The following is a 25,295-nucleotide window of genomic DNA, read 5'->3' as shown; positions in this document are numbered from 1 at the left end:
TTATAATGCCTTCTCATAGGCCACACTTGCCGCAGGTCCCCAGAGGATTAATTTTCCGTTTTCAAATAGTAAGCCCGTGCATTCGTCCTGTGTGGTGATACCGTCAGGCTTAACCAATTGCGTGCGGTAATAAACGATTTGCAACATCTTATCTGGCTGTTTTTTGACATATGTAAGATCAGGGCTGCCCAAGGTTTCAAGTACATCATTAATATTGATGTCTTGATCTGGTTTGAGTTTGTTGATGTAGCGGTTGTTAAATGCTTCCCTGTCTTGCCAAATCATGGCTTGAGGATCATCTTTGTAAAAATTAATAACTAACATCACAATTGCTGCATAAACCGCAAGACCCAATACGATGTACTGTAATACTTTTTTGATCATAGAAAACTCACCGGATAACGGAGAGAGAGTATAGCAAAGCTTAACAGACGACAAACCAAGTTGCGACTAATCAACGTCATGGCATTTGAGCCTGAGCTGTTTCATGTTAAAACCCAAATGAATATCTGTTCTGAGCGTGGCCAAATGCTTGCTGATCACATAGTCTTCCATTCCTGCCATGAGCTTGCTCTTGAGTGCTTTTTTGCAATCAGGGTCTTCGAGTGCATCAGAAACTTCAGGGTATTGATTGATTAGTTGGATAGCTGATTTTTGACCAATCCCAGCAACACCAGGAATATCATTTGTTTTATCGCCACTTAATGCCCACAGGTCAATTAGTTGATGTTTGTTGACGCTAAAGCGCTCTACGATATCTTGCTCACAAAGCAAGTGACGCTTAAAGTAGTCGTAAATTTCAATCTTGCCACACAGTAGTGGCATGAAGCCTTTATCGGTAGAAACAATGATTGAGTTAACTCCAGCATCTCGAGCTTTGCTAGCTAAGGTTGCAATAACATCGTCCGCTTCGTCTTGCTCAGGTTTATAAACGGTGACTCCATGATCGCAAAATGCCTCCGCTATGATGTCTAGATTATCTGACAGCATCTGTGGCATTGGCTTGCGGCTGTGCTTGTATTTTGGATAGTAGTGGTATCGCCAGCTTTTTTGTCCATCAAATACTGCTATGGCATGAGTTGCTTGTGTTAAGTTTAATAATTTACGGGTCGCATGACTCACGCGGCTTTTACATGAAAGCATGGTTTGCTTTTCGCTACGGTGGCTTTGTTGTTCATCAACAGCATAGATGCGTCGAATTAAGTTCAACGCATCTATAAGTACTAATTTTTGATTCATGCTTTTATTTGATAACAAGGAATATATTTACTGCCGGGTAGTTTCATTCTTCCTTGATCAACAAACGCGCGCAGTAACTTGTCCATATCTTTCATCAGTGATGTGTCGCCAGTCAGTGTATAGGGACCGTGCTGTTTAATGGCTTGAATGCCCTCATCTTTAACGTTACCGGCCACAATGCCAGAAAAAGCGCGACGTAAATTTGCTGCGAGCTGTTGCGTAGGCTGATTTAGGTGTAAGTCTAATGCTGACATATTTTCGTGAGTCGGCGCAAAAGGCATTTGAAACTCATTGTCTATTTTCAATGTCCAGTTGAAGTAATAGGCATCACCTTGTTCCTTACGATACTCTCTAACCTGTTTCATACTAGTTTTAAGTTTTCGCGCAACCAACGCAGGGTTATCTACGATAACCTCAAACTTTTCTAATGCTGCTTCACCTAGCGTACTTTTTACAAACGTACAAATTTCTTCAAAGTAACCTGCAGACTCTTTAGGGCCTGTGAGTATAACAGGTAAGCATTGTTTTTCATTTTCTGGATGTAACAGAATTCCCAGTAAATAAAGGAGTTCTTCGGCAGTACCTGCGCCACCTGGGAAAATAATGATTCCGTGTGCTGTACGAACGAACGCTTCAAGGCGTTTTTCAATATCGGGCAGAATGACTAATTCATTCACAATTGGATTAGGGGGCTCTGCTGCGATAATGCTGGGCTCGGTGAGACCAAGGTAGCGGTTGTTACTGATCCGTTGTTTTGCATGGCCAATTGTAGCCCCTTTCATTGGACCTTTCATAGCGCCAGGCCCACAACCTGTGCAAATATTTAGCCCCCGCAAACCTAACTGATAACCCACTTCTTTAGTGTATTGATATTCGGCTTCGTTAATAGAGTGACCACCCCAGCAAGTAATGATGTTTGGATCGGAATTAACCTCTAAGGCATCGGCGTTACGTAACATATCGAACACCATGTGAGTGATCTCTCTAGGCGTGCTAATTTGCTCTTGATGGCGTTGGCAGAGAAATAGAATATCTCGGATCACTGAAAAAATGTGTTCATGAATACCTAAAATAATCTCACCATCTACGAAAGCTGTTTCTGGTGGGTTGCTCAATTCTATTTTTATGCCACGCTCTCTTGCGATTAACTTGATATCAAAATCTTGGTATTTGTCATAAATTTCAGAGCTTGAGTCAGTATGACTGCCCACATTCAGTACTGCTAAAGCGCAATTGCGAAATAACCTATACCGTTCGCTATTTGAAGATTGCTGTAGTAAGTCTACCTCTAATTGAGATAGTAAATTTAGTACGCCAGTTGGATTTAACTGTATTTGCATAGGCTTCTCCTTGTTATTCACGAAGGCATAAACGGTCTCGCCCGCTATTTTTAGCCTCGTAAAGTGCGCTGTCTGCTCTATCAAAAGCGGAGAGCGGGGTGTCACCATCTTTAAATTGTGTAGCCCCTAAAGATATGGTGATTTGTACTTGCGTCTCTTTAAATTTAAAAGGGATCGACTTTATTGTGTTGCGCAGTTTTTCAAGCGGCTGCTTAGCATGTTCTAAATGCATTCCTGGCATAAGTACAACAAACTCTTCGCCGCCGTAACGCGCAATGAAATCAGTCTTACGTATCGCTTTTTTAAGTGCTCTAGCGATAACTTGTAATGTTTTGTCGCCTGCACTGTGGCCATATTTGTCATTGATCGACTTAAAATGATCCACATCTATGACAACTAAGGTTATATCGCCTTTATTAATCCCAAATAAATGAAATTCTTGATTAAATCTATCATCAAATGCGGTTCGATTAGGTAATTTTGTTAAGCCATCCAGTAAGCTTTTAAAGCGTTGCTCTGATAAACGCTTCTTATAAGTATTAACTTTACTTTCTAGTACGTTGATGCGGTCATTGATTTTTTCAAAGCTATTATAAAGCGCTTTTTTGTCTTCATGCTCTATTCGCTCACGTTCAATCAAATCCTGACTAAGCAACTTCAATTCACCGTCAACTAAGCTTTTGAGCTCGCTTATTGACGTTGCTTCTTGGGTTCGTGAATTTAAACTATGGATCTTTTCTTCGATTCGTTTATTTAAACTGGTGATTTGCTTGTTTACACTTTGCGAGTGTTTAGTTGTCTCAACAATTGACGTATTAAGTTCTTCTAACGTTTGGTTAAGAGATACGAGGAAGCCTTGAGCTGATTGCCGCTCTCGAGCAATACTTTTTACGATTACTCTGATGATATTGAGTGAAGAATCCAACAAAGAATCAATATTATCGTTTAACGTGATACTGCCTTTAATCGCCTTAACTTCTTGTGACACATCTTCGTCAAAAGTAAGTTCGTTAGCCAAATTGAGTAACTCGGAAGCGATTTCAGGGCTTGCTTGTGATTGAGTCGGGTCTTGTGCAACATCAGCCTGTGATAACTTCAATTGTAGCGCTTGTTGATAAAGGCCTGAAAGTTTACTAAGCACCGGAATGTAATCGTTTGTTGCATTGATATTTGCTAACTCGTGATCGAGTAAATGACGCAGCTTCCTGCGGCCATCATCGGGTAACCCTTTGATTCTTTGAAGCTGTTTTCCCGCAGTTAAAATGCTCTGCTCAAGTGCACGACTATTTGCTGAATTTATCGCTTCCTGATTTTTGAGGGTTTCACTCATACTCTCAATTAAAGGCTCAAACTCAATAAAATCCATGCCTTTTTGTAGAGCACTACGAAACTTAGCTAATTGATTATCTAGTGCCACATCTTGCCCTTTACAGCTAAGCGAAAGCTTAACTGCAAATTGTGATAGTACATCTACCTGATGCTTGCGTGCGGTTTCAAGCGCTTTGCGGGCTTTGATAGTTTGTTCTAATTTTTTTTCTAATAGCGCAGAGTTTTTAGTCACCAATCTTAACCACTTCCATCTTCACAGGGTTTTAACTTAAGTTTACATCAATTCTTTATTTCATGTTCATGAATTTTGAGCTAGGGCCATGTTACCCAAGCAAATTGTGTATTCACCGAGTTTTTCAATTAGGCGAGTAATAGTTTTGTTATGCTCAACACAACTTTGTTACAGCGTGATTATAATATGCATTTTAAAAATCTATTATTGCCAGTTAGTTTAGTCTCTATCAGTGTCTTCGCTGATGTTGAGTATAAACTCACCATCGAACAGCCCGAGCATCATTTGGGCAATGTTTCTGTATTATTTCCTAAATCTGCTCAAGCTCACTTGGACATTAAATTACCAGATTGGCGCACCGGACGCTACGAAGTATTGAACCTTGCTAACGGTATTCGCTATTTCAATGCGACAGATCATGATGGTAATACTTTAAAATGGCAAAAAATTGATAAAAGTACTTGGCGTGTTCACCTCGACAATCCTTCGCAAGTACAAGTAAGTTATCAGGTTTACGCTAACCAACTTGCCAAGCGTGTGCGCCACATCGATGATACACATGCATTTATTGATGCTTCAGGCTTTTTTATGTTTTCTGATTCGTTTCGTCAAGAGCCAGTAAAGGTAGCGCTCAATGTACCCATGCAATGGCGTTCGGTGTCAGGCATGGAGTTTGCCGCAAACAAGCACTCCTTTAGTGCAGCAAACTATGATGTGCTCGTTGATTCACCAATCGAAACTGGACTCAATGAACACCATAAGTTCTCCGTAGATGATAGAGATTATGAGTTGGTTATTTGGGGAGAAGGGAATTTTGATGCCAAACTAATGTTAGATGACCTTAAAAAGCTAGTTAAAACGGGCTCACTGATTTGGCATGATTTCCCTTATGAGCGTTTCGTTTTTATGGTACATGCGACCAGTGGTGCAAGAGGAGCAACTGAGCATTTAAATTCCACCATCATACAGCGCCACCGAGATACGTTTGCTAAGCGTGAAGATCACCTGAGCTTTATGTCCACTGCAGCTCACGAATTTATTCACACTTGGAACGTAAAAAACTACCGACCAGCAGGGTTAGTGCCGTATGATTATGTGAACCCAAATTATAGCGATTTATTGTGGCTCTCTGAAGGCTCTACCAGCTATCTAGAGGACTACTTATTGCTAAGCGCTGAAATAATGCAACCGGATGAGTTTTTTAAAAACCTCTCCAACACGATTCAAAGACATTTGAAAAAGCCTGGCAGGGAAGTTCAATCCGCAGCTCACACCAGCTTTGATAAGTGGATCAATAAAGGAGGTGATCATGGCCTCAACTACAGTACCAACATTTATTTGGAAGGTGCACTCATCTCTATGGCATTAGATATAGATTTGCTCTCAAATTCTGATGGTAAGGTAAGCTATCGTGATGTCCATAATCAGTTGTATAGACAGTTTAAATTACCCAAGTCATTTACATCTGAGGATGTGAAAGACATTCTTAAGCAAGTTTCTGGCAAAGATTATAGTCAATGGTGGCAGCAACATGTTGATTCACCTCTTAGTTTGGATTTCGATGCTTTGCTAAGTAAAGTCGGTTTGGAGTTTTCACTTCCAGATGGTGCAAAACCTATCGCAGATTTGTCAGTGATAGCTGAGTCTGAAGGGCAACTGTTACGGTTGAAACACGTTGCTCGAGATAGCACAGCATGGCAAGCGGGGTTGACGTCAGAGGACAAAATTGTCGCCTTTAATGGCCATCATGTTAGAGGTAACTTGACTGATTCTTTGGCATATTTTGATGGCGGGGAGACCGTAAAAGTTGACTTTATCCGCCGTGATAAGTTGATGAGTACTCAGGTTAAACTTGAACAAGGCTTTGATAAAGAGAAACGTATTGTCGCGGTCACCTTACCCAATGAAACTCAACAGCGCTTGTTTAAAGCTTGGACAGGAGTTGCTCACCCAAACGCTAAGTAGCAGGTAGAATTCGGCGCTAAGTATTATTGTGCTAACCTAGTTGGTTAAGCCAATAGTCAACGTTTGCGATACAAACTCATAACCCGCCTCATGATGTTTTCAATGGTGTGGCGGGTTTTGTTTGCAGCTATTATTACTAGTCCTTTAGAGCTAGGTAGTTTTCACCTTGGCTGAGACCACATGTGTGAGGTGTAGTATTTTTAAATGTAATTGGTATTGTTTGTCCGCACGGTAAAGCGTTGTATCTAGGAGGAAGGTTAGGACCGCATTTTTGTACGTCAAAGTGAAGGTGAGGACCGCCGCTTTGTCCGGTGTTACCACTTAGGCCAATAACTTCTCCAGCTTTAACTTTATCCCCTACGTTAACCAAAGCGCCTTGGGAAGTAAGATGAAAATACCGAGCAATGGTGCCATCGTCGTGACGAATAAAAATGTAATTCTCTTTTAGATCTTCACCATTATCGTCTTGGTATATCTCGCGTAAAGATACGACTTCCCCATTTCTGGCCGCCACGATTTTGGTGCCTATGGGCATTACAAAATCAATAGCGTATAGGCCCACACCATGATTTTTTTCTGAGTAATGGCCCGTTGACACTAAAACTTTGTAAGACTCGCCAGCTTGATAAGGTAACACATAGTCTGAGTTATCTTCAGAGCTGAAAGCATTACAATCAACGGGTGGGTTTGTGCAAGCGGTTAGACTAGTTGCGAAAATAATACTAAGTGATAAAAATTTGTTTTTCATAAAGTTACAGACCTGTTTTTTTATCAACTTAGTCGCAGTATATGCTTAATTAGTTTAAACGAGGCCATGAAATATCTGTATGAAATTAGCCTTTGTCAATATATTGGAACCTTGCTCAAGTGGCAGGCTAAATACTGCTGCAGTTTTAAAAGCAACTCCTAGGGTGAGTAAATAATTGTTTGCCTCAATGGTGATAACGGTTTGTCGCGTTACCCTTATCGCTTATGCCAATTTTTATGGGTCATCTCATTGTTTAAAAGCCGTAATGTGCGTATAGAATTGGCAATTGCGCACCCACTCATAGATATCGCCTGTACGGCCCTTATAGAGCTGGACGACATAATTGCAGACTTTTGCGACTTAGAATGGACTGATCATCGCATGTAAGGGCAAATGAGGGATATTGTACTCAGTTGCTAGGCTCCAACCGCTAAATGTGATTTGTGAGTCATAGACATAACCTAAAGTAAATAATTTTTGACATTAAGAGCGCCTGTTTATTGCCATCTCATACTAAAAATTTTTACCTTAGGTCAAAAATAGGTTACTTGGATAGCTACTTTTGTGTATTAATGTGCTCAACGAGTGAATTAATAATTTTTGCAGTCGCCTTTTTATTGAGTATTTTTTCTTTTATTTGCAAGTGTTTACGTTTGAAAAAACGCTTTTTTATAGTGTCTTGAGCTGAGATAGCATCAATGTCACTTTCAAAATCCATATCTTGTTCAATGTAATACGGCATCAATGAGTAAACTGGCACTTTAGTTTCCCAAACATGTTGTAAGTCGGTATCTACAGGTCGAGCAAAGTGTTCAGTTGCAGCGAGCAATCTTTTAGCGCCTTCGTAACTTACCGCTTGCGCGCAACAGCCTGTCATCGCTTTTTTATGAACGACTAAATTAAAGATTGTGTCAATTGGGTATGAAAAAGCGATAGTGCGTGAACGGTTCTGGTAGGCTGATAGTTTTAGCAATTGCCATGGGACGTCAATTTTGCTGATCGCAGCAAAAACATCTTCGAGATTGCCTGTAATTTTAAAATCATCTTCTAATACAATTGCATATGGCAGCTTTCTATCAACGATAGCTTGCCAGGCTTTACGGTGGCTCATATAGCAGCCAATCTCACCTTTACTCAGAGGTCTGTAGAATAGCTTTTTATTTAATAATGGCTGATAGTTTTTAATTAACTCTATATCGCTTAAAGCTTTTCCGTAAACACCAGATATCCGCTCACAGGTAAAATTTTGCAAGGCTAGGCGAGCTATGCTTTTTTCCAAGCGCTCAGAGCTTTGCTCTAAATTAATCAAAAAAATGGGGGGCTGATCTATCATTTCATTCCTCTCCAAGACTGTGCATAAACTTAGCACAAACCATGTATAAGCGAATGAAGTTGCCTTAACCCCAATATGTTAACAGCAAGAAAATAAACGCTATATCATGGTGATTGTTGTTATTGTTATGACAACAATCATACCATGATATATTATTATAACCAGAAATTAACAGGATTTGTGTCTTGCTTCTAGACACTCCACGACCTCTTGCAAACTAGTATCACTGCGTTGTAGAAGTACAAGAAGGTGATAAAGTAAGTCAGCGGACTCGTTAACTAGCTCATGTTTGTCGTGCTTCATGGCTGCCAATGCTACTTCAACACCTTCTTCTCCAACTTTTTGGCAACTTCGGCTAATATCCTTGGCAAATAAGGAAGCAGTATAGCTGGTTTTTGGGTCTTCATTTTTTCGCGAAACAATCACTTGCTCTAGCTGCGCTAAAAAGCCTATAGCGGGTTTTGCCCCCTCGAAGCAGCTTTGTGTTCCGAGATGGCATGTCGGCCCAGCTGGCGTTGCCAACAGTAGAATCGAGTCGCTATCACAGTCGGTATGTGCGCTGACTAAATGTAAAACATTTTTTGATTCTTCTCCTTTGGTCCATAAACGTTGTTTAGATCTTGAGTAAAAAGTAATAAGTTGCTTTTCAAATGTAGTCGCGATCGCAGCTTCATTCATAAAGCCTTGCATAAGGATTTGTCCCGTTGCCGCATCTTGAACAATGGCAGGCATGAGGGGGCATTTTTCGAAATCAAGTTGAGTCAAATTATCTGGAGTTAATTGCATTGTCTTACCGCCACCTGCTGTTCTTTTAAGAATGTTTTTAGCTTGCCAATATCTATAATGTTTTTGTGAAATACGCTGGCTGCCAAAGCACCATCGACTTCACTTTGTTTAAATACATCAGCAAAGTCCTGCATAGTTCCAGCGCCACCAGAGGCTATCAGAGGAATGTCACAGATACGACGAATTAAGCTAAGTTGCGCGTTGTCATAGCCATTGCGCACACCATCTTGGTTCATACAGTTAAGTACGATTTCTCCTGCTCCTAAGTCTTGCACCATTTGTACCCATTGTTGAGTTTTATAACGCGTTCTACTCGAAGCATTGGGATCGCCAGTTAATTGGTATACTAGATAGTCGCCAGTCGTCTCATCGTAAAAGCTGTCTATACCGACCACCACACATTGTTTGCCAAACTCATCATGCAACTCTTTGATAAGTTGAGGCCTTGCAATTGCAGGACTATTTATACTGATTTTGTCAGCGCCTTGTTCTAATACTTTAGCAGCATCAGCTACCGATTTGATCCCACCAGCAACACAAAAGGGAATATCGATATGCTTAGCTATGTTACTTACCCAGTTTACGTCCAGTAAGCGCTTTTCAACACTGGCACTGATTTCATAGAATACCAGCTCGTCAGCACCAGCTTCACTATATAGTTGGGCAAGTTCAAGTATGTCTCCAACCACTTCGTGGCCTTTAAACTTTACTCCCTTGACAACTTGACCGTTTTTAACATCCAAACATGGAATTATGCGTTTTGATAGCATGCTAATGCCTCCTCAACACTAAATACACCATCGAGCAAGGATTTACCGAGAATAATACCGCCTACACCAATTTCAATCAGTTGCTCTATATCAGCTAACGAACTAACACCACCAGAAGCTTGCACCTTGATTTCTCTGTTATGGGCTTTGAGCTGTCTGTATAACTCGAAAGAAGGCCCTGTCATGGTGCCATCTTTACTGATGTCCGTGCATAGAAAATCAATCACGCCAAGTTCAGCATAAAAATCTACTAATTCAAACAGGTTGTCTTGGCCATCAGCGAGCCAGCCGTGTGTAGCGGGTGCCCAACCAGTGGCTGTTTTGTTAACATCAAGTGCAATAACAAATCGTTGTGCACCGAATTCGTTGACCCATTGTGCAACTTCTTCGCGTTTGTCTACCGCCATAGAACCGATAACGACCTGATTGGCACCTGCGTCTAGCCATTGTTTAACGTCTTCATATCTGCGCACACCACCGCCAACTTGATAAGGCACATTCAGCGCTTTTGTCGCAGCTTGAATTTGTTCCCACTGTTTCTTATTAGGGTCTCTTGCGCCTTCTAGATCAACAAGGTGGAGTTTTTGGGCACCACTATTTTGGTATTCTAGTAATCGACTGGCCAGCTCAAATGGATAGAATTGTGCTGTATTGTACTTACCTTGATACAAACGAACGACTTGGTTTTGCAGTACATCTAGTGCTGGAATTATCATGTACAATCCTTAGGCCAGTTGCCAATCTATAAAATTCTGTAAAAGTTTTGCGCCAGCTTTGGCACTGCGCTCTGGATGAAACTGCATACCCGCATAGTTGTCTTGTACAACAATTGCGGAAAATTGTTTTCCATACTCACCTTGTGCCAAAGTGGCACAGTTGACCTTGTGCGCATAACTATGGACGAAGTAAACCTGTTGTGTTTCATCGAGGCCTTTAGTCAAAGGGTGAGGCTTTATCCCAGATAAGTTGTTCCACCCCATGTGTGGTGAAGTCAACTCACCCACATCTAGCAACCCAACATTTCCCGGTATCATACCTAGGCAGGGAACATCTCCTTCATCGGTATGTTCGCACAGTAACTGCATTCCCAAACAAATCCCCATTAGTGGACGTTCATACTCTGCGATCGCTTGCTGCCAACCACCTTGTTTAAGGCGCTCCATAGCAACTTTGGCATGGCCAACTCCAGGCAATATAGCGCGTTCAAAATGAGCTAGTTGAGCAGGGTCTGTAATTACTTCGGGGCTTACACCTAAGCGCTCAAAAGCAAATCTAACCGAGTTGATGTTGGCACAACCTGTATTGATAATAGCAATCATAAACACCCCTTAGAGCTCGCTGTTTGCTGTTGTAAGTCTTGCGCAGTAGCCATTCTTAGGGCTCGTGAAAATGCTTTAAATAGTCCTTCAACTTGGTGATGACAATTACCATCTGAGACTCTCAGAATTAGACTTATTTGCGCGTTATCAGCTAAAGATTTAAAGAAGTGCTCAACCATTTGTACATCCAAATCGCCGACTTTTTCACGGCTAAAGTTGGCATTAAGTACAAATGATGCTCGGCCAGATAAGTCTAACTGACATTCTGCCTTACACTCGTCCATTGGCAGCGAAAAACCATAGCGAGCGATTTGGGATTTTGTGCCTAAAGCGCTTTTTAGCACTTGACCTAAAGCAATACCCACATCTTCCACAAGGTGATGTTCGTCAATGTGTAAGTCGCCACTGGCTTTAATATTCAAACCGATATTTGCGTGTGTACGGATCTGATCCAACATATGGTCAAAAAAGCCTAAACCCGTGTTGATCTCACCATTAGCGCTTTGGTCTAAGTTTGCAGCCACTGAAATTTGAGTCTCTTTGGTATTGCGAGTAACGCAGGCTTGACGGTCTTGTGTGGTAAGTTTCGTGACGATAGCAGGCCAGTTATTGTCATACAAGATACCTTCAATGCACAGGTTTTGTGCAAGCCCAATGTCAGTTTGACGATCGCCAATAACATATGAGCGGCTTAGGTCTACTTTACCCGAGCGCATCAGTTCGTTGAGCAAACCCGTCTTCGGCTTTCTACACTGACAGTTATCTTCGTCAAAGTGCGGACAGATCAATACCTCATCAAATGAAATGCCCTGGCTGATAAAAATTTCCATCATTTTGTTTTGCGCGATATCAAAATCAGCTGTAGGAAAACTATCTGTGCCAAGCCCATCCTGATTAGATACCATAACGAGTCTATAACCCGCGGCTTGTAGTTGTAACAATGCAGGAATGACATTAGGTAATAGGCTGAGCTTTTCTAAGCTATCAACTTGTTTATCGGTAATCGGCTCTTCAATCAAGGTGCCGTCTCGGTCAATAAATAGGTATGGTGTGCTCATGATTAATCCTCTACTGCTGTGCGCTTAACGCATCAAGCCATATTTTTACTTGTTCTAGTTCTTGTTCATTGCCGATAGAGATCCGCAACCAGTTGTTTTGTTCATATAGGTTAAAGGGACGCATGATCAGTCCGCTTTGCATTGCTTTGTCTATATCTGCTTTGCTAACAAGTTGTACGGTGACAAAATTACCCTGTCCATCAAGTACCTTGCTTACTGCTGGGCAGTCTTTTAGCCATTGAGACAGAGTCGATTTTGCGAGATTTAAGATGGAAACCTGACGTCGCATTTGAGCGATAGCGTCATCCTGTAGAGCCAGCTGTGCTATTTTGGCAACAACACGAGACACAGGATAGGGCGCAATGACTTTTCGTACCGGAGCAAGTAGAGCGGTATTTGCAAGCATGAAACCAGTTCTCAGGCCTGCCAATGCAAATGCTTTAGACAAAGTACGCAGCACCACGATGTTCTCAAAATCTTGTAGTAGTGACGATGCTGTCTGTTCAGGACAAAACTCGATATAGGCTTCATCCACAACGACTATCGCTTTGTTTTCTAGTGCTTTTGCGATAGCAGATATTTTACTTAGCTCAGTTACACTACCGGTAGGATTGTTTGGATTACAAATAAAGACTAATTTGCTATTACCAACTGCGGCTACGATTTGTTCGCTTGAGCCTTCAAGTAGTAATTCTTGAGTCAACGGATTGATTGCTACATTGTGGCTATCAGCGGTGACCTTATACATGCCATAAGTTGGTAAGAACAACGCAATGCTATCTTCGCCACTTTTACAATACGTTCTAACCAGTAATTCGATGCCCTCATCCGCACCTCGGGTCATGAGTACTTGTTGTTTATCTAATTGCACGTACTTGGCATAAGCGTCAACCACTTCTTCTGGCTGCGGATCAGGATAGCGGTTCAGATCAGACAAGCTCAGTTCATAAGTCTTCGAATATGGACTTTCATTTGCATTTAACCAAGTTGAACCAGAGAGCTTTTGGCTTTTTGCTGAACTATAAGCTGCTAAGGCGTTTATATTGTCTGGCAGCAGGTTGTTAGGAAATGTTTGCTTAGTCATTTTGTACTGTCTCCAAGCGGACCTTAACAGCGTTTGCATGTGCATCTAATCCCTCGGCGCTTGCTAAAGGTAAGATAGCTGTACTTAGATTTTTAAGCCCTTGTGGGGTGATGCTTTGTACGGTGTAGGTTCTGTAAAAATCTAGCAAATTCAGGCTCGAGTAAACCTTTGAGTAACCGTAAGTTGGTAACACATGGTTGGTACCAGATGCATAATCTCCTGCTGACTCAGGGGTGTAGTCGCCAACGAAAACAGAACCGGCATTCTTCACCAATGGCATGTATGGTGTCGCATCTGCCAGTTGCAAAATTAAGTGTTCTGGTCCGTACTGAGCTGAAACCTCAAAAGCTTGCTCTACAGAGTCCACCAAAATAAGGGCGCTGTTTCGCAATGCTTCTGTGGCGATATTTCGACGGCTTAAGTTTTGTAGTTGCTCATCAATGGCGATTTTTGTTTGCTCTAGAATCTGTTCGCTATTGGTCAACAAAATAACTTGCGAGTCAGAACCATGCTCAGCTTGTGATAGCAGATCTGCGGCAATAAAATTTGGGTTCGCACGTTCATCGGCAATGACTAATACTTCAGAGGGACCCGCTGGCATATCAATAGCGAAACCAGTTTGTGTTTGGCTAAGAATTTGCTTAGCCATCGTCACATAACTATTCCCAGGGCCAAATACCTTGTTCACTTTTGGTACGCTTTGAGTGCCCAAAGCCATCGCGGCGATGGCGCCGGCACCACCACTTTCGACGATGATTGAAATTGAGCACAGTTTTGCTGCATACAAGATTGCTGGGTTGATTGTATTGTCGCCATTTACAGGAGTTGCTAATACGATGGTTTTAGCACCACACAATTGCGCGCATACTCCCTGCATCAATACTGAGGAAGGGAGTGGTGCACTACCACCGGGTACATACAACCCAACCGCTTCGATTGCTTGGTATTTAAGCTCGCACTCAACGCCTGGCGTTGTTTGTAACTTAATATCTTTTGGTAACTGGGCTTGGTGAAATGCCTTAATATTGCTGTAAGCCTGATCAATAGCTGCTTTTAGTTCGTTTGATAGTAAGCTTTCACTGTCCTCTATTTCCTGTAGGGGAGTGAGAAGACGAGCATTCGTGCGTTTGTCATATAGTTCTGCATATTTGAGTAGCGCTTGATCACCGTTTGTTTTCACTTCTTCAATTATTTGCATCACACTTGCTTCAACAGTTTTACTGGCACTAACTGCAGGGCGCGTAAGCAGCGCCTGTTGCGTTTGTTGACTGACCTCATTCCAACGGATCACAGTGTATTACTCCATCATTTTTTCAATTGGCATCACAAGAATAGAGTTCGCACCAAGTGCTTTGAGCTCTTCCATTGTTTCCCAGAATAAGGTTTCTGTACTAACCATGTGTAAGGCTACATATTCGTCGCTTCCTGCAAGCGCTAAAAGAGTAGGTTGCCCAGTGCCTGGTAGTAACTCACAGATTTCATCAAGCTTATTTTTTGGTGCGTGTAGCATGATATATTTGCTTTCTTTGGCTTGTCTTACACCTTTAAGACGAGGCATAAGTTTATCAATTAAAGCTAATTTATCGCTGTCGTTCAGGTTGGGGTTTTGAATTAAACAAGCATTTGATTCAAGGATTGTGTCACCTTGCATTAAACCATTTGCTTCTAAAGTTGCGCCTGTTGAGACCAAGTCACAGATTGCATCTGCCAAACCAGCACGAGGAGCAACCTCAACCGAGCCTGTTAACATGACTGCACTGGCATTGATATTTTCACGCTCTAGGTATTGTTTTAATATTTCAGGGTAGGTGGTGGCGATACGTTTGCCTTCAAACCACGATTTGTCTTGTGGACCAAGCTCTTGTGGCCAAGCTAGAGCAAGTCGACAGTAACCAAAATCTAACTTGGATAGCTTGATAACGTCAGCGTTTTGAGTGCCGCCCGCTCGTTCAGCTTGGGCTTCTACCAATACGTTTTCGCCCACGATACCTAAATCACAAACTCCATCCATTACCAAACCAGGGATGTCGTCATCGCGCACACGAAGTACGTCAATTGGCATGTTAGTAGAGTGAGCGATAAGGCGTTGTTCACGCAGGTTAAGTTTTACACCTAACTGTTTAAGTAAATCTTGGCAATCTTTAGAAAGGCGGCCTGACTTTTGAATTGCGATGCGTAATCTATTGTTATTCATAATTTATTTTCCTAATGTCTAAAACCAAAAACCCCGAGGCGGAACCTCGGGGCGAAAATAAATTACTTTGTTTGCAACTCGCCGGAGGTTCCTTTTGGGAATAACCTACCAGCGAAATACCTGACAGGTTATCCCGTTGAATGATGGTGGTGATGTACGGCTGTCAGTGTATTGAACATGGTTAACTCTTAAAAAATTAGTTATGCTTAAATTATGCTATTAGCAAACCATAAAAACAGAACTCAGTGCAAGCACTTTTTGTTGGTTTCTAAAGCATATCTTATAACTGCCGATAATATAGGTAGATTTTTGATAACGAGGTCACTTGTTATGGATGTATTAGCACCGTTTATACGAAATATAGCTCGCTTAGAAGTAGACCATAAGTCTATGTTTTATATCGCTGGCGTAAAAGATGGCGCGATTGAAAAAGTAAGATTGCGCAAAGCTGCTCTGCAAGAGCAACGTAGAAAGCAAAAAGAGCAAGAATTAGTTGAGCAAGGAAAAAATGCTAAAAAGAATGATCAAGAAGAAGATGATGAGACGCATTTAGACACTTGGGCATAACTGGTGAGCATTGAAAAGACTCGGTGGCTTGCTCTGAGGGGGTTTACTCTTTACAATCGAGCCAAATCCAATAACTAACCTATATCTTGTCTATTCAACACGTTTTTTCTGAACAAGGCCCTCTTGCTCAACAGTTCAGTGGCTACACGCCAAGACAACCGCAAATTGAAATGGCTCAGGCTATAGAAAAAACCATTGCTAATAATGGTCAATGTGTTGTTGAAGCTGGCACTGGTACGGGCAAAACTTTTGCCTACTTGGCTCCTTTGCTTTTAAGTAAGCAAAAATCTATCATTTCTACTGGGTCAAAAGCGCTGCAAGAACAGCTCTATCATCGCGACTTACCGACTTTGCAAAAAGCATTAAAAATTGCAAAAACAACCGCGTTGCTCAAAGGTCGTGCAAATTACTTGTGTACGTATCGACTATCACAGCATGTGGCGCATGTACCCAGTGATGACCCTGATATCATGCATCAGCTTGCGATGGTTGCAAAATTCGCCACAGAAACAGACAGTGGTGATTTGGCTGATTGTGTTGGCATAGAGGAAGATGCGAAAGTTTTACCTTATGTAAACTCAACGGCGGACAATTGTTTAGGCAAAGAGTGTCCTGATTTTGAGCGTTGTTATATTCGTAAAGCAAGGCTCAAAGCGATGGAAGCTGACTTGGTGGTTATCAACCATCATTTGTTTTTTGCAGACATGGCGGTTAAGGATTCGGGCTTTGCAGAGTTGATGCCTACTGCTGACAATTATATTTTTGATGAAGCGCACCAACTGCCACAGATCGCCAGTGACTATTTTGGTGAGACATTTAGCACCAAGCAACTTGGTGACCTAATCAACGATATTCGCCTCATTTATCGCTCAGATATACCTGATATGCTGCAACTTGGTAAAACGCTCAACAAACTAGAAACCAGCGTAGCTGACTTGAGAATATCTTTTGGCGTGGATGGTGGTAGAGGGGATTGGCGAGCCGCTTTGGCGAATAAGCCTGTATGTGATGCCTTACACAGAGTGATAAGTGATCTTGATTTTTTGTATCAGGTTTTGAAAACCTGTTTAGATCGAAGCGAAAAAATAGAACACCCATTCGAACGTGTATTGAAGTTTAAAGGACAAATGGAACGCGCCTTTGATGTTTCTCAAACCGGCTATAGCTACTGGTATGAAACATCTCGCAGATATATAGCCATTCACATAACGCCACTAGATGTTTCGGCTAAGTTTAAAGGGATTGTTGAAAAAACCAAGGCGAGTTTCGTATTTACTTCAGCAACACTGTCAGTTGACGATTCACTGGCGCATTTTAACGCCAGTTTAGGGTTAAAGCCTAACCATCAAAGCATTGTCGCAAGTCCATTTGACTATCAAAATCAGGCATTATTGTGTTTACCCCGATATTTACCTGAAAGTGGCGATGATTTGATGCCTCACACTTTGGTCAAGATTGCTAAGCAACTTATTGACGCGGCTAAAGGAAGGACATTTTTACTGTTTACCAGTTATCGAGTTATGCACCTAGTTTATGAGGGACTCAGTACAGCGCTTGAATATCCAATTTTTATGCAGGGGCAATCCTCAAAGCGTATCATTTTAGAACAATTTGTTAGACATGGTAATGCAGTTTTGCTTGGCACAGCGTCCTTTTGGGAAGGTGTCGATGTGCGAGGAGATACCCTAAGTTGTGTTATGATTGATAAATTGCCTTTCACGTCACCAGATGATCCCTTATTACAAGCCCGTATGGCGGATGCAGAGATGCAAGGTAAGGAACCTTTTTCAACAATTCAGCTACCGCAAGCGGTAATAAGCTTGAAACAGGGCGTTGGTAGATTGATACGTGATAAATCTGACAAAGGAGTGCTAGTTATTTGCGATAATCGTCTAGTTACGAGAAAATATGGTCAGACATTTTTAAAGAGTTTACCAGCTATGAAAAGAACACGAAGCTTGGAAACCGCAACGACATTTCTTGAGAATATTGAATAATATGAAACACAACTTGTTAGCAATTGACGCATCTACAGAAGCTTTAAGTTTGGCCCTACACTTTAATGGGCAGACCTACCGCTATTTTGAGGAATGCCCACAGCAGCATAGCCAGAAAATCCTCCCACAGATTGAGCGAATGCTGGGCAGTGCAAATTGCCAATTGAAAGAGCTTGATGGCATTGTGTTTGGTAGAGGCCCAGGTAGCTTTACTGGTGTTCGCATTAGTGTTGCGATAGCGCAAGGGCTAGCTTATTCGTCTAAGCTACCACTGGTTGGGGTGTCAACGCTAGAAGCAATGGCCCTACAAGCTATTCGCGAACTGAAGGTCGAGCAAGTTTTAAGTGGTATAGATGCTCGTATGGGCGAGATATATCTTGCACAGTATGAAATGTCAAACGATGGAAGCTTGACGGCAATTGACGACGAAGTGGTATGTTCGCCAGAGGATGTTAAGCATTATGACAGTGCAATCAGTGCCGTCGGTACAGCTTGGCAGGCATACCCACAGGTCGCTGAGTCTAACAACCTAATGGTGAGTGATAAAATTTGCTTACCTGATGCATTTTATATGCTTGAACTTGGTGATGATGCCTTCACTAAAGGCTTAACTGTAAAAGCTGCTGATGCACAACCTCACTATGTTAGAGATACTGTTACTTGGAAAAAGTTGCCAGGTCGAGAATAATCTTATATTTTTAAAGTAGTCGTCTATTTCGGTGCAGACAATGAAAACGCAACTAATTTTACAAAATCAGCACACGTATCAGCTTAAACCGGCCATTAAAAAAGCCCGTGAACAAGCTGAATCTGCGCCGAAGCCAGCTGACAATGTCAGTTTTGTGAAAACGTCTGAACGAGGTATTGAGCTTGCTAAAAAACTGCAAAGTGAATTTACCTCAACCATATATGATCAACCAGACTTTAAGACAAGTAAGGCAATTAGTACTTACATGGCTATTAATAATCAGCAGCGTCGTAGTGATATTGAAAGTCTGATTGGCGTAAATGTATATGCATGATCGAGTGAAAATTATTCAAGCTTTATTTAAGTCTTCTATTTGTATTCTCTAAAAAACTCGGTATTGTTTAAAGAAAAAAACGAGTCTGTATTTGTCTACTTCAATACTAAACAAGTTTAATCGATTGGCAGTAAAAATATCTGCTAATACGATGATACTGTCTTTACGTGAGGGATACATTGCACTCATTCCATTCTTTATTGTCGCGTCTTTAATAACACTTTTAAATCAATGGCTTGATATAGCGGCGAAAGGGTATGATCACCAATATTTAAATCAGTTTAATCAACTCGTATGGGGATTGTTCCCCTTGCTGACTTTGATCTCATTTTCTTATCATTTGGCCAAGAACCTTAAGGTACACACAATTGCTGCGCCTATTTTAGTGATCACCTGTTTTACTGCTACAACTGGATATATGTATATTGAAAATAGCAGTATTCATATTGATCAAACCCAAGGGGTATTATATTCCTTGTTTATGCCAATATTTTGCAGTTATTTATTATCATATTTAATGAAAATGCAGGTATTTAGGATAGTAAATGTAAGCTCTATCAGTTTATTTTTAAGAAAGCATATTAATTTGATCTTTCCGTATATGGCAGTAACAACAATCACGCTGATGTTATTTCCATATGTTGATAATACCGCCAGCTGGTTTGCACATACCTTGTCAAGTGCTCAAGTTGAACTGAGTGCTTTAAGTAAGCTATTTGTGCAATTGTTAAGTTCTCACCTGTTTTGGTTTCTAGGTGTTCACGGAGATAACACCTATCAAATTTTAGCGCCGACGCATCTCACACACTATCTTTTGGGTCCTTCAGTTGAAAACTATCATTTCTTTTCTGTATTTGTTTTACTAGGTGGGACTGGTTGTGTTTGGGGCATTATCATTGCTAGTTTCTTATTAAAAGGGGCTCGTCATGAGCAACATATTGCAAAAATTTCACTGCCATTAGCGGTATTTAACATCAGTGAGGTAATGATCTATGCCTTACCTATTGTTTTTAATCCGTATATATTACTACCGTTTTTGTTAGCCCCCATGCTAAACGCTATTGTTGCATATTATTGTTTGTCACTGGGTGTTATTACTTTAGTACCAGATCAAACAGTACCCTGGTTTACGCCTATCTTTATCAATGCGTGGTTATTAACGCAAAGCTACACTGCGCTGTTATTGCAACTGGTATTAGTGTTGTTGAATGTAGCCGTTTATTATCCGTTCCTTAAAATCTACCAACGCCACAGTATGTCTGGTAAAGCATTGGATATGCTAGTAAAGCGCTATTCAGCAGGTCGTAAAATCGAAGATAAAGCAGAAAGCATGTTTGCGATTCACCACAGTGAGAAACAACTGGAACATCATAGCCTAAAGCAAGTTACTGACGCATTGAATAAAGGTGCTTTGACGCTTTATTATCAGCCTAAAATAGCACTTAAAAGCAAAGAAATAATGGGCTTTGAAGCACTGCTTAGATTGTGTAATAGCGATGGTTCGGTACAGGGACCTTGGTTTTTAGATACGTTAGCGAAGCACAATTTACTTGAGGTAATCGATAACTTCGTGATAGATCAACTTGAAGTTGACCTAGAGCGGTTTTCAAAAGCAGGGTACGCTCCAAAGGTCAGCTTTAATATCTCACCTGATAACTTGTTAAACGGCGGATATAAGCGGGTAGTGAAAGCTTTTTCTCGCTTTGAGGGGCAAGTTGAAGTAGAGCTTTTGGAATCCAGCTATATAGAAGATTTTGCAGCCACTATCGAGGTAGTCAATCATCTTAAACAACATCAAATTCACTGTGCAATGGATGACTTTGGGACCGGGTATTCTTGTTTGTCAGTATTGTCAAAACTCAATATAGATACCATTAAATTGGATAGAAGTTTATTACCCGTGTCTAACAATAGTAAGTCAGAAACGCTTTACAAACACTTAGCTCAGTTGTGTACTCAGCTTGGTTTTAAGACTGTTGCTGAAGGGGTGGAAACCAAAGAAGAAGAGCGAGTGGTAAAAGCCGCCAATATCGATTGTGTTCAAGGGTTTTTATACCATCAAGCAATGCCGATAGAAGAGGCTATTGGACTGTTAGCAAAATCAGAGGCGGTGTAATTAATCGCCTCTGGTACAAGGGCTATTTTTTAATAAATGAAATCAATTTATCTGCAATATGGGTATTATTTTGAGAGCCAGTGAATTGGTTTGCACCTTTACCATAAGCAAACACCTGTACGTCTATGGCTGTGTGTCCGCTCGTTGTCCAGCCGGTGAAACTTGCCTTACTAATAATAGACTTAATAGCTTGCGCTAACTCTTTTTCACCTTGTGACTTAGCTTGATCAAGCAGCAGTTTGGTTTGATTGTCAAAAGGTAGCTTTGTCGCCGTTGTCCATATTGCTTCAATATCATCATTGGCTAACATTTGTTTTGTCATTACTTCAGCAGAAGCACTTACACCTTTTATTACATCTCTTTCCCAGCGATACTGACCGTCAGCACCTAATGTTAAGCCACCAGTTGAATGGTCGGCTGTAACGACAAGAAGAGTATCAGGGTTATGGTCAACGTAGCGCTTCGCTACTTTTATAGCATTGGCAAAGTCATGCATTTCGTGCATCGCACAGGCTATGTCATTGGCATGGCCACACCAATCAATTTGACTGCCTTCTATCATAACAAAAAAGCCTTGCTTATTTTTATTGTCCAGTAATGACAGGGCTTTATCAGTCATTTTTTCCAGACGATCAGGGTGTTGATCAATCGCAAAAGGCATTGCCACTGGTGCGAAAAGTCCAAGAGCTGGGAGTGACTTTATTTTGTCAAGGTTACTTATGTCATCACTATAGGTGTATCCAGATGCTTTAAATTCTGCAACTAGATTTCTGTCTTCTCGAACAAAGTATTTGGTTCCGCCACCTAGCATCAGGTCGACCGGAAGCTTACCTGCGATTTTATTATCAATATAGTCATTAGCAATTTCATCATAGTTGCGACGCGATTCATTGTGAGCTGCAAAACTAGCTGGAGTGGCGTGATTGATTTGTGAAGTTGCCACAAGTGCAGTTGTCATCCCTTTGTGCTTTGCGAGCTCTAGCATGGTTTTTAAAGGCTTTTTATCGGAGTTCACGGCGATCGCGCCATTATAGCTTTTTTTACCTGTGCTAAGCGCCGTTGCCCCAGCTGCACTGTCTGTCACAATCGTATCATCATCTGGGTATGTATGAGCCATGCCAACCAGTATTGAATCGAAGACTGTTGGTTCCACGTCTTTGGTCTGCTTATTATCCATATAATATCGATATGCAGTGGTGTAAGTTGGGCCCATGCCGTCACCAATCATATATATAATGTTTTTAGGTGTTGATGCGGCAAACGCATTAGTACTCAAAACAATACTTGCAGCAAGTACACTGAGTGATCTTTTCATATTGAATATCCTTTGTATTCCCGTGTTTTTCTTGTACATGATACAACGAACTGGCGCAAAAATTTACAAATGAGATAAAACTAAGGTCACATACTATGATTATTGACTAACCTGTCAGCGACGCATGTACCTTTATCTAAAAGTTGTACGTATTGTAAGTCGTGATGATAAAGTAATTGTACGCAATGCAATATGAGATATATGTGACTCGAATGAAAAATGCGATAGATGCCCTGCAAAGGATAGGAATTGCGGCGCAAACAACAAATAACGAAGGTGAAGTCGTTCTGTGTGTACATGGCTGGCTTGATAACAGTAATAGTTTTACGCCGATGGTTAAGAGAGCGAGTGATTCATATCAATGGATTTCAATTGACCTCAAGGGTCATGGGAAGTCGCAATGGCGATCTACAGATGCACATTACTATTTCGTAGACTATGTATATGACTTATTGAATATATTAGATGTTTTAGAAATTGAACGTTGTCATTTGGTTGGCCACTCTATGGGGGCCATGGTATGCGGGTTGTTCTCATCTTTATACCCACAGCGCGTAAAAAGTTTGACTATGATAGAAGGTTTTGGGCTGGTGTGCACACCAGAGCAGGAAATTAGAAAGCAAATTTTGGAAGCTTTTGAGCATCGCCAAGCGAGCGATAAATTCAAAAAACGTCTTTATGCAAACTTTGCAACATTGGTCACAGCACGAAGCAACGCAGGCGACCTCACCCAAGAAGATGCTGCACTACTGATGCAAAGGAATTCACAACAAGTGGAAGGTGGCTTTTACTTAACTTTCGATCCAAGGCTTAAAACAGCTTCCGCGATTCGTTTTTCTGTTACACAAGCCAAAGCTGTTTTAGAGGAAGTAACTACACCTAGCTTGTTGGTCGTAAGCGACAAAGGCTATGATTTTGTTAAAAATAACCGTGATTTGTTTATCGAAGGGTTTAAACAGATAACCGTTGAAGAAGTTTCAGGAGGACATCATTGTCATATGGGTAACCCCCAACAATGTATCAGTTTGATTGAACAGCATCTGAATAGAAATACAGTAACATAATTGTATATTTCCATTAAATGTGGGAATATCACCGAATTAGAGTATTTGCTCAATTGTTAAAGCGCCTTATATAGATTAAGGTAACGTATCAAAAAAATAACTAAAACGCAGGAGCTAAGAGTGGAAAAAATCTGGCTAAAGCGCTACCCAGAGGGTATGCCTGAAACTATTGACCCAGAGCATTACAACTCATTGCTTGAATTGTTTGACAAAAGTTTTACCGAGTTCGCGTCTTTACCCGCATACAGCAACATGGGAAAGACATTGACTTATAAGCAAGTTGATGAAAAAACAAAGGCTGTAGCAAGCTATCTTCAAAACACCCTAAAACTAGGTAAGGGTGATAAAGTTGCGGTGATGATGCCAAATTTGCTGCAAACACCGCTAGCAATTTTAGGGATCTTACGTGCTGGTTGCACGGTTGTTAATGTTAATCCATTGTACACAGTCCGAGAGCTAGAACACCAACTTAATGACTCAGAAACCAAGGCAATTTTCATCCTTGCGAATTTTGCACAGACACTGCAAAAAGCACTACCTCAGACTCAGGTTAAACACATAGTTTTAACAGAGATTGGCGATATGATGGGGGGGGTTAAAAAACATCTGGTTAATTTTGTCGTTAAACATATCAAAAAAATGGTACCTGAGTTTTCTTTACCTCAGACTATTGCTTTTAAGGATGTTGTAAACGCAGACCCAAGCGCGTATCAAGTGCCAGACGTTAATTTAAGTGACTTAGCATTCTTGCAGTATACAGGTGGAACCACTGGCGTATCAAAAGGTGCAATGTTGACTCATGGCAATATGGTTGGCAATTTAGAACAAGTATCAGGCTGTCTAGATAAAGTTCTGGATAACGGCAAAGAAATTGTGATCACAGCACTACCGCTCTATCATATTTTTGCACTTACAGCGAATTGTTTAACATTCATGAAGTATGGTGGTCACAATATTTTGATCACTAACCCACGTGATATGCCAGCGTTTGTTAAAGAGTTGTCTAAGTACCCATTCACAGCTATTACAGGCGTAAATACGTTATTTAACGGATTGCTTAACACTCCTGGGTTTGAGCAATTAGACTTTTCACACCTAAAAATGTCTCTAGGTGGTGGTATGGCCGTACAGCGTCCAGTTGCTGAACGTTGGCAAAAAGTTACTCGTAGCAAGCTAATGGAAGGCTACGGGCTGACAGAATGTGCACCTTTGGTGACGATTTGTCCTTATGACCTAGATGGTTACAATGGTTCGATCGGATTACCTGCGCCGAGCACTGAGTTGAAAATAGTTCTAGAGAATGGCGACGAAGCGGCACAAGGTGAGGCAGGAGAACTTTGCGTCAAAGGCCCACAAGTCATGGCTGGATATTATAATCGACCAGACGCTACCGCAGAGTGCTTGAAAGATGGTTGGTTTGCAACTGGTGATATTGCAACCTATGACGATGAAGGTTTCTTTTATATTGTTGACCGTAAAAAGGACATGATTATCGTTTCTGGCTTTAATGTCTTCCCAAATGAAGTGGAAGAAGTCGTTGCAATGCACGAAGGTGTATTGGAAGTAGCTGCTGTTGGCGTGCCTCATGAAGTTAGTGGCGAACAAGTTAAAGTATTTGTTGTGAAAAAAGACCCATCTTTGACAGAAAAAGATATAATCAAGCATTGTCGTGATAATTTGACCAACTATAAGGTACCGAAATTGGTAGAGTTTAGAGATGAACTACCAAAGACAAACGTTGGAAAGATCCTTCGTCGGGCCTTAAAGGAATAAAAAATAGCCGGCATAAGCCGGCTTTTTTTTGCAATAAAATGTCC

Annotated in this window: 23 protein-coding genes; 8 read left to right on the top strand and 15 right to left on the bottom strand. The window is 41.2% G+C overall.

Going from position 1 to position 25,295, the window contains the following annotated elements:
* From BIW53_RS14705 to BIW53_RS14690, 4 genes are all read right to left on the bottom strand, one after another.
* Complete coding sequence (locus BIW53_RS14705; protein ID WP_070992766.1) at positions 1–384, bottom strand: DUF3192 domain-containing protein; 384 nt, start codon at positions 382–384, stop codon at positions 1–3.
* Between the two features lie 66 nt (positions 385–450).
* Positions 451–1,239 carry a flap endonuclease Xni gene (gene xni, locus BIW53_RS14700; protein WP_070993064.1) on the bottom strand — a complete coding sequence of 263 codons (789 nt, stop codon included), beginning with the start codon at positions 1,237–1,239 and terminating at the stop codon, positions 451–453.
* Complete coding sequence (gene ppnN, locus BIW53_RS14695; protein ID WP_070992765.1) at positions 1,236–2,579, bottom strand: nucleotide 5'-monophosphate nucleosidase PpnN; 1,344 nt, start codon at positions 2,577–2,579, stop codon at positions 1,236–1,238. The genes xni and ppnN overlap by 4 nt, the downstream gene beginning before the upstream one ends.
* A 13-nt stretch (positions 2,580–2,592) precedes the next feature.
* Positions 2,593–4,140, bottom strand: a complete 1,548-nt coding sequence (locus BIW53_RS14690) for a GGDEF domain-containing protein (RefSeq protein ID WP_070992764.1) — start codon at positions 4,138–4,140, stop codon at positions 2,593–2,595.
* 186 nt (positions 4,141–4,326) lie between these two features.
* On the opposite strand from BIW53_RS14690, the gene BIW53_RS14685 reads away from it, so the two are divergent.
* The gene (locus tag BIW53_RS14685; RefSeq protein WP_070993063.1) at positions 4,327–6,105 is read left to right on the top strand and encodes a M61 family metallopeptidase; all 1,779 of its coding nucleotides are present in this window, start codon (positions 4,327–4,329) and stop codon (positions 6,103–6,105) included.
* Between the two features lie 136 nt (positions 6,106–6,241).
* Here the strand turns inward: BIW53_RS14685 and BIW53_RS14680 are convergent, their stop codons facing one another.
* The 10 genes from BIW53_RS14680 to hisG all read right to left on the bottom strand — a co-directional run bounded on the left by BIW53_RS14680 (position 6,242) and on the right by hisG (position 15,400).
* Entirely contained in the window at positions 6,242–6,853 is a 612-nt protein-coding gene (locus tag BIW53_RS14680) for a M23 family metallopeptidase (protein WP_070992763.1), read from the bottom strand.
* Between the two features lie 556 nt (positions 6,854–7,409).
* Positions 7,410–8,186 (bottom strand): glycosyltransferase family 25 protein, encoded by a 777-nt coding sequence (locus BIW53_RS14675; protein WP_070992762.1) that lies wholly within the window; start codon positions 8,184–8,186, stop codon positions 7,410–7,412.
* Positions 8,187–8,354: 168 nt separating this feature from the next.
* A complete protein-coding gene (gene hisIE, locus BIW53_RS14670) occupies positions 8,355–8,972 on the bottom strand; it encodes a bifunctional phosphoribosyl-AMP cyclohydrolase/phosphoribosyl-ATP diphosphatase HisIE (RefSeq protein ID WP_070992761.1) in 618 nt (205 codons plus the stop codon).
* Positions 8,963–9,742 (bottom strand): imidazole glycerol phosphate synthase subunit HisF, encoded by a 780-nt coding sequence (hisF, locus tag BIW53_RS14665; protein WP_070992760.1) that lies wholly within the window; start codon positions 9,740–9,742, stop codon positions 8,963–8,965. The genes hisIE and hisF overlap by 10 nt, the downstream gene beginning before the upstream one ends.
* Positions 9,724–10,458: a 1-(5-phosphoribosyl)-5-[(5-phosphoribosylamino)methylideneamino] imidazole-4-carboxamide isomerase gene (locus BIW53_RS14660; RefSeq protein ID WP_070992759.1), complete on the bottom strand. Its 735-nt coding sequence runs from the start codon at positions 10,456–10,458 to the stop codon at positions 9,724–9,726. The genes hisF and BIW53_RS14660 overlap by 19 nt, the downstream gene beginning before the upstream one ends.
* A 9-nt stretch (positions 10,459–10,467) precedes the next feature.
* A complete protein-coding gene (gene hisH, locus BIW53_RS14655; protein WP_070992758.1) occupies positions 10,468–11,061 on the bottom strand; it encodes an imidazole glycerol phosphate synthase subunit HisH in 594 nt (197 codons plus the stop codon).
* Positions 11,058–12,119, bottom strand: a complete 1,062-nt coding sequence (gene hisB, locus BIW53_RS14650) for a bifunctional histidinol-phosphatase/imidazoleglycerol-phosphate dehydratase HisB (RefSeq protein ID WP_070992757.1) — start codon at positions 12,117–12,119, stop codon at positions 11,058–11,060. Before hisB ends, hisH begins: the two co-directional genes overlap by 4 nt.
* 10 nt (positions 12,120–12,129) lie before the next feature.
* Positions 12,130–13,203 (bottom strand): histidinol-phosphate transaminase, encoded by a 1,074-nt coding sequence (hisC, locus tag BIW53_RS14645; RefSeq protein ID WP_070992756.1) that lies wholly within the window; start codon positions 13,201–13,203, stop codon positions 12,130–12,132.
* Positions 13,196–14,494 (bottom strand): histidinol dehydrogenase, encoded by a 1,299-nt coding sequence (hisD, locus tag BIW53_RS14640; protein WP_070992755.1) that lies wholly within the window; start codon positions 14,492–14,494, stop codon positions 13,196–13,198. Before hisD ends, hisC begins: the two co-directional genes overlap by 8 nt.
* Positions 14,495–14,500: 6 nt before the next feature.
* The gene (gene hisG / locus BIW53_RS14635; RefSeq protein ID WP_084228179.1) at positions 14,501–15,400 is read right to left on the bottom strand and encodes an ATP phosphoribosyltransferase; all 900 of its coding nucleotides are present in this window, start codon (positions 15,398–15,400) and stop codon (positions 14,501–14,503) included.
* A gap of 327 nt (positions 15,401–15,727) precedes the next feature.
* Between hisG and BIW53_RS14630 the strand changes: the two genes are divergently transcribed.
* The 5 genes from BIW53_RS14630 (at position 15,728) to BIW53_RS14610 (ending at position 21,099) form a co-directional block, all read left to right on the top strand.
* Positions 15,728–15,964 carry a hypothetical protein gene (locus tag BIW53_RS14630; protein WP_070992753.1) on the top strand — a complete coding sequence of 79 codons (237 nt, stop codon included), beginning with the start codon at positions 15,728–15,730 and terminating at the stop codon, positions 15,962–15,964.
* A gap of 86 nt (positions 15,965–16,050) precedes the next feature.
* Positions 16,051–17,961, top strand: coding sequence for a DNA repair helicase YoaA (gene yoaA / locus BIW53_RS14625; protein WP_070992752.1), 1,911 nt, complete (start codon positions 16,051–16,053; stop codon positions 17,959–17,961).
* A gap of 1 nt (position 17,962) precedes the next feature.
* Entirely contained in the window at positions 17,963–18,649 is a 687-nt protein-coding gene (gene tsaB / locus BIW53_RS14620; protein ID WP_070992751.1) for a tRNA (adenosine(37)-N6)-threonylcarbamoyltransferase complex dimerization subunit type 1 TsaB, read from the top strand.
* A gap of 40 nt (positions 18,650–18,689) precedes the next feature.
* On the top strand, positions 18,690–18,983 hold the full coding sequence (locus tag BIW53_RS14615) for a hypothetical protein (RefSeq protein ID WP_070992750.1): 294 nt from the start codon (positions 18,690–18,692) through the stop codon (positions 18,981–18,983).
* 91 nt (positions 18,984–19,074) lie between these two features.
* A complete protein-coding gene (locus BIW53_RS14610; protein ID WP_070992749.1) occupies positions 19,075–21,099 on the top strand; it encodes an EAL domain-containing protein in 2,025 nt (674 codons plus the stop codon).
* Between the two features lie 22 nt (positions 21,100–21,121).
* On the opposite strand, the gene BIW53_RS14605 is transcribed toward BIW53_RS14610, so the two are convergent.
* Positions 21,122–22,414, bottom strand: a complete 1,293-nt coding sequence (locus tag BIW53_RS14605; RefSeq protein WP_070992748.1) for an alkaline phosphatase — start codon at positions 22,412–22,414, stop codon at positions 21,122–21,124.
* Between the two features lie 212 nt (positions 22,415–22,626).
* Between BIW53_RS14605 and BIW53_RS14600 the strand changes: the two genes are divergently transcribed.
* The gene (locus BIW53_RS14600; protein ID WP_070992747.1) at positions 22,627–23,478 is read left to right on the top strand and encodes an alpha/beta fold hydrolase; all 852 of its coding nucleotides are present in this window, start codon (positions 22,627–22,629) and stop codon (positions 23,476–23,478) included.
* Positions 23,479–23,598: 120 nt separating this feature from the next.
* A complete protein-coding gene (gene fadD / locus BIW53_RS14595) occupies positions 23,599–25,251 on the top strand; it encodes a long-chain-fatty-acid--CoA ligase FadD (RefSeq protein ID WP_070992746.1) in 1,653 nt (550 codons plus the stop codon).
* Positions 25,252–25,295 lie beyond the last annotated feature (44 nt).

Source organism: Pseudoalteromonas byunsanensis (assembly GCF_001854475.1).
Classification (GTDB): Bacteria; Pseudomonadota; Gammaproteobacteria; order Enterobacterales; family Alteromonadaceae; genus Pseudoalteromonas; species Pseudoalteromonas byunsanensis.
The sequence above is the reverse complement of the archived record's forward strand: the minus strand, read 5'-3'. Positions and strand labels throughout refer to the sequence as shown.